Annotated in this window: 3 protein-coding genes; 2 read left to right on the forward strand and 1 reads right to left on the reverse strand. The window is 60.0% G+C overall.

Translation table 11 applies throughout. The features are described 5' to 3' along the window. Positions 1-264 precede the first annotated feature (264 nt). The gene (locus F8N96_RS29180) at positions 265-1,221 is read left to right on the forward strand and encodes an alpha/beta hydrolase (protein ID WP_150800737.1); all 957 of its coding nucleotides are present in this window, start codon (positions 265-267) and stop codon (positions 1,219-1,221) included. A gap of 660 nt (positions 1,222-1,881) precedes the next feature. Next, positions 1,882-2,241 (forward strand): DUF6124 family protein, encoded by a 360-nt coding sequence (locus tag F8N96_RS29185; protein ID WP_150800738.1) that lies wholly within the window; start codon positions 1,882-1,884, stop codon positions 2,239-2,241. A gap of 239 nt (positions 2,242-2,480) precedes the next feature. Here F8N96_RS29185 and F8N96_RS29190 read toward each other — a convergent pair whose 3' ends face one another. Then, positions 2,481-4,940 (reverse strand): TonB-dependent siderophore receptor, encoded by a 2,460-nt coding sequence (locus F8N96_RS29190; RefSeq protein ID WP_150800739.1) that lies wholly within the window; start codon positions 4,938-4,940, stop codon positions 2,481-2,483. Positions 4,941-5,436: the final 496 nt, after the last annotated feature.

Consider the following 5,436-nt stretch of genomic DNA (forward strand, 5'->3'; position numbering starts at 1 on the left):
AACAAAGCCCCCTGTAGGAGCTGGCTTGCCAGCGAAGGACGTCAACGATAACGCGCGTTCCCTGACAAAACGCGGTACAGCGATCCGCGCTCATGTAGGAGCTGGCTTGCCAGCGAAGGTCGTTAACGAAAACGCGTGCTTCCTGGAAAAACGCGGCGCTCTCAAGTCCTTCGCTGGCAAGCCAGCTCCTACAGGGGATCTTCGCTCGATTCAATAGTGTGTTCCGCCCGACCATTGACCCTATTGCGTAAAAGGATTCATCCCATGGCCGTCTTGCCAGAACTTGAAGCATTTCTAGAACTCGCCGAATTCGGCCGCCTGACCGGCAAAAGTCGCCCGATGCACGAACAGACCCCGCAACAGGCACGAATCGATTTCGAAGCCTCCTCGGGCTTTCTAGACACACCGCTGGACAGCATCACTTGCGAAAACTTCACCCTCGCCGCACGGGACGGCCACAGCCTGTCGGCGCGTTTGTATCGCGATGGCAACCCGACCGATGGACTGCAGCCCGTGGTGCTGTACTTCCACGGCGGCGGCTACGTGGTCGGCAGTCTCGATTCCCACGACGCACTGTGCCGACGCCTGGCCGCCCAAGGTGGTTTCGCCCTGTTGACGGTGGATTACCGACTGGCACCGGAATGGCGTTTCCCCACCCCGGTACAGGACGCCTGCGATGCCGGCAACTGGCTGGTCCGCGAGGGCGCAGCCCATGGCCTCGACGCAACGCGGGTAGCCGTTGCCGGTGACAGCGTCGGCGCGACCCTGGCCACGGTGCTATCGATCATGGCCGTGCGCGAACCTGCAGAACTACTGTTGAAACCCAAGGCGCAAGTGCTGGTGTATCCAGTGACAGATGCCACCACCAAGCGCGCCTCACACCGCGACTTCGCCGAAGGCTATCTGCTGGAGACGCCGACGCTGGACTGGTTCTACGCCCATTACGCCCGCACGCCGCAGGACCTGGCGGACTGGCGCTGCTCGCCGTTGCTGGCGGCTGACCTGTCAGGCCTGGCACCGGCGCTGGTGTACCTGGCCGGCCATGATCCCTTGCATGACGAAGGGCTGGCGTATGCCGAGCTTCTGCGTGTTGCCGGTAATGAGGTGACGTTGCTGGAACAGCCGGGCATGACCCACGACTTCATGCGCATGGGTGGGTTGCTGAGTGAAGTGGAAGGGATTCATGCGCAAGTGGCGGGGTGGGTGCGTTCGCAGCTTTGAATTGAAATGCAAAACGCCGCCATTCCTGGATAGGGGGTGGCGGTTTTTTACATTAAGCAGGAAGATTTTTGGTGGATTTACCATCGCCTTCGCGAGCAAGCCCGCTCCCACATTTTGATCTATGTCGTACACAAATTTTGTGCCTCTGACGATCAAATGTGGGAGCGGGCTTGCTCGCGAAGACTGCCTGACAGTCAATACAAATCTATAGCTCCAGCAAATGCGCGTACTAACAATGCAGGCACTGTTTTTTCCGTTTATGTACTTCGCGTGTAAGCACCGTCACCCGTCATTAAACATTGTTTAATTGCGTTTGTTTAATCACCCGCAAGATGACTTCCTACAAGCTACAACACCTTGCGCCATTGCCTACAGTTACGCCAGAATCCGCCGGCTTGTGCGCCTTGGGTGCGGGCTCTATCGTTTGTCGGTCGCTGAAAAACAGCGATCGGGTTTGGTAGCCCGTTTCGTATTAGGCGCATAGCGCCACCTTACGCAGTCGCTTTCTCCGGACTCTGTTTTATGGTGGCCATGCGCAGGGCTCCTTCAGGGGCGCCGGGTTCCTAATGCGACCGGTCTACCAACCCGCGTATGGCCGCCACCTTTCGTTTGGTAGCGAGGGTGATGGCTCCTTTGTTATTCGCGTTAGGAGTTTCATCTATGTTCAAGGTCACACCCAACCCGCCGGACACCGCTCCGGCATCCCCCTACGAAAACCTCGATTCAAAAAAACTCCACGAAGCCGCCGAACGCGCGCTCGACCATCACCTCAATCCGGCCGCCAACATCATGGCTACGCCACGCAAACCCGGCACCATGTTCATCGTCGACCCCGAGCTCGATACCGAGACGCTGCTGGCTCATGCCTGCGAGTCGCTGGCGTCGGCCAATGTCATGGCCAGCGATCTGGCGGGGTTCCTGGAAGGGTCGCATCGCAATACCCTGCTGGGCATTGCGCAGGTCATCATGCTGGGGGAGTTGGCGGTGAATCGGGCGCTGGATCGACTCGACCCGCGTTAGTAGTCACTGCCACTTCGCCGGATGTCTGGTGTCGGAATTTTTTAGCAGGGCGGCCATCGTTTTCGCGAGCAGGCTCGCTCCCACAGGTGGCCGCTGTGAACATAAACTCTGTGTTCACCGAAGATCCCCTGTGGGAGCGAGCCTGCTCGCGAAGGCGGCATCACAGTCACCATAAAAACTCTCAGCCAAAAAAATGCCCGCATCTCACGACACGGGCATTTTTCAATTCAGCTCAGCGCTCAGAAATCATACTTCGCCGTGACCTGCATGTTGCGCGGCTCGCCGGAGAAGGTGGTGCCGAAGTTGCCCAGGCCCGTCAGGTACCTCTTGTCGAAGACGTTGTTGGCATTGACGGTGAAGCTCAGATGGTCGTCGTACTCGTAGCGAGTCATCAGGTCCACCAGGGTGTAGCCGCCTTGCTTGAGATTGACGCTGCCATCGGTAGGGCTGAAGGTCTGGCCGTAGAACGCGCTCTGCCAGCTGACACCGCCACCGACGGTGACCTGGTTCAGCGCGCCCGGCAGGCGGTAGGTGGTGAACGTGCGGATACTGTGTTCCGGCTTGGTGGTGGCCAGCGGGAAGCCGAAGATGCGCTGTTCGTCCTTGTCGCGGGTGCGGGCGTAGGTGTAGCCGGCAGAGACGTTCCAGTCTTGCGCCAGTTCGCCGGCCAGTTCCAGTTCCACGCCTTTGGTGGTGGCGCCGGAGATGGCTTCGTACACGTCCTGGCCGGTGCCGTCGGTGGTGACGTATTGGGCGACGTTGTCCTGCTCGATGCGGAAGAAGGCCAGGCTGGCGTTCAGTCGGCCATCGAAATAGGCCGCCTTCAGGCCGGTCTCGTAGGCGTCGCCTTCCACCGGATCGAGGGTCTTGCCGCTGGCGTCCTTGTAGATCTGCGGCTGGTAGATGTTGGTGTAGCTGGCATACACCGAGTACGTATCGTTCAGGTCATAGACCACACCGGCGTAAGGCGTGACCACGCCGTGTTCCTTGTAGCTGGCGTGGGTGTCGGCCAGGCCGGCGCCCGGGTAATAGGTGTAATCTTCGTCGTACTTGAAGGTGCTCAGACGGCTGCCGAGGATGAACGACAGGTCGTCGGTCGGACGCAGGCGCGTGGCCAGGTAAACGCCGTTCTGGCTGGTGGTGCGCTCGTACTTGCCGTTTTTCGGAAACTCCTGGACCGGCAGGTTGCCTTTCCAGTCAAAGATACTGCCCGGGACCAGTTCGAAGGCGCTGGTGTCGTAGGTGGCACCGGTCTGGCGCGAGTGCGAAGCCATGAAACCGGCCACCAATTCGTGCTCGCGGCCGCCCAGGGAGAACGGGCCGGAGACGTTCACGTCGGCAGTGTTCTGCACGCGATGGCCTTCCCAGCGACCCCAGTAAAAGAACATGCCTTCACCGGTGGTGCGGTCCGGGTTGCCGCCGCTGGCCGAGGCCAGGCGCGTATCGTGATCGGTGGTTTTCTGGTCGAGGCTGACCTTGAGTTTCCAGTCGTTGGCCAGGGCCTGTTCCAGCGAGGCGAAGTAGGTGGTGCTGTCGAAATCACGACGGCTCCAGTCGGCGCCCGGGTTGAAGCTGCGGGCAAAGTCGGTACGGCCGCCGTCGCTGTAGAACGGTGAGTTACCGGTCCAGGAGCTGCCGCGCGGGGTGGCGCTGGACTTGTCGATGCCGAAGGTCAGCAGGGTGTCGTCGGTCAGGTCGGCTTCGAGGATGCCGTAGAACAGGTCTTTCTTCTGGCTGTAGTGGTCGATGTACGAATCTTTGTCCTGATAGGCGCCAACGAAGCGGCCACGCACGTTGCCGGAGTCGGTCAACGAGCCGGAGATGTCGCCTTCGGTACGATAGTTGTCCCAGTAACCGGCAGTGGCGCTGACCGAGGCCTTGAATTCCTTGGTCGGTTTCTTGCGCACCAGGTTGACGGTGGCGGACGGGTCACCCGAGCCGGTCATCAGGCCGGTCGCGCCCTTGATGACTTCGATGCGGTCGAGGCTGGCGGAGTCGTCGCTGTTGTTGGGGTTCTCACCGTAGACCCCGTCGTAAGGAATGTTGACGCCATCGTATTGATAGTTGGTGATGGCAAAGCCGCGGGAGGAAAACTCGGTGCGGTCACTGTCGTACTTCTGCATCGTGACGCCGGGGGTGTTGCGCAACACATCGCTGACACTGGTTGCACCACGATCGTCCATCTGCTGACGAGTCACCACGGTCACCGATTGCGGCGTTTCACGCAGGGTCAATGGCAGCTTGGTGGCAGTGGTGGTCGCACCGGTGGTGTAAGAGCCGGTGTCTTCGGTGTTCAGGCCCAGGGCCTGGCCGGAAATGGTGGTCGCGCCCAGTTGCAGGCTCGAGCCGCCGCCGGACACCAGGGTCACGGTGTTGCCGTTGATCTGGAACGAAATGCCGGTGCCCTTGAGCAGTTCCGACAGGGCCTGGGAAGGCTCCAGCGACCCGGACACCGCGCGGGACCTGATCCCGGCGACCTGGTCGGGGCTGTAGAGGATCTGCAGGTTGGTCTGCATGCCCAGTTCAGTCAGCGCGCTGGACAGCGGCTGGACCGGGATACTCACTTTTACAGGTGCAGCATTGGCCATCGAGCTCCCCAGCAAGGTGGCGGTCAGCAGTACGCTGGTAAACAGGGTGCGATGCAAAGTCGGGCGCTGTACGGCCAGCGCGAGAGGTGTGCGGCGGGTTTGAGGTCGCATTACTTACCTGAGCTCCTGAAAAAGTGTTGTGCAGAGTTTTTTGTTAATAGGAATGATTATTAGACGCAGCACGAACGGAAAACCGGAAAGAAACCGGGAAAATAAATTTTTGCGGCTTTTCGGTAGGAGCCAGGCTTGCCGGCGAAGGCGTCCTCAAAAGCGCTTTCGCCGGCAAGCCTGGCTCCTACGGGGGAGGGCGTTTGCAAGAGCGCTTTCGCCGGCAAGCCTGGCTCCTACGGTGGAGGGCGTTTTCAAGAGCGCTTTCGCCGGCAAGCCTGGCTCCTACGGGGGAGGCGTTTTCAACAGCGCTTTCGCCGGCAAGCCTGGCTCCTACGGGGGAGGCGTTTTCAAGAGCGCTTTCGCCGGCAAGCTTGAACTGGCCTAATAATTCCGGACACCTCTTAAGGGCGATATGATTTCGCCAACTTGGAGGTTTCATGAACGAAAGAAAGGTCTATACCCGCGAGTTCAAGCTGCATGCTGCCAGCATGGTGCT

The sequence above is a fragment of the Pseudomonas fluorescens genome, from assembly GCF_902497855.1.
In the GTDB taxonomy this organism is placed as follows: domain Bacteria; phylum Pseudomonadota; class Gammaproteobacteria; order Pseudomonadales; family Pseudomonadaceae; genus Aquipseudomonas; species Aquipseudomonas fluorescens_BI.

Excerpts from the sequence above, each read along its gene's own strand:
- F8N96_RS29180 (WP_150800737.1), top strand. The coding sequence starts at position 265 with ATGGCCGTCTTGCCAGAACTTGAAGCATTTCTAGAACTCGCCGAATTC.
- F8N96_RS29185 (WP_150800738.1), top strand. The coding sequence starts at position 1,882 with ATGTTCAAGGTCACACCCAACCCGCCGGACACCGCTCCGGCATCCCCC.
- F8N96_RS29190 (WP_150800739.1), bottom strand. The coding sequence starts at position 4,940 with ATGCGACCTCAAACCCGCCGCACACCTCTCGCGCTGGCCGTACAGCGC.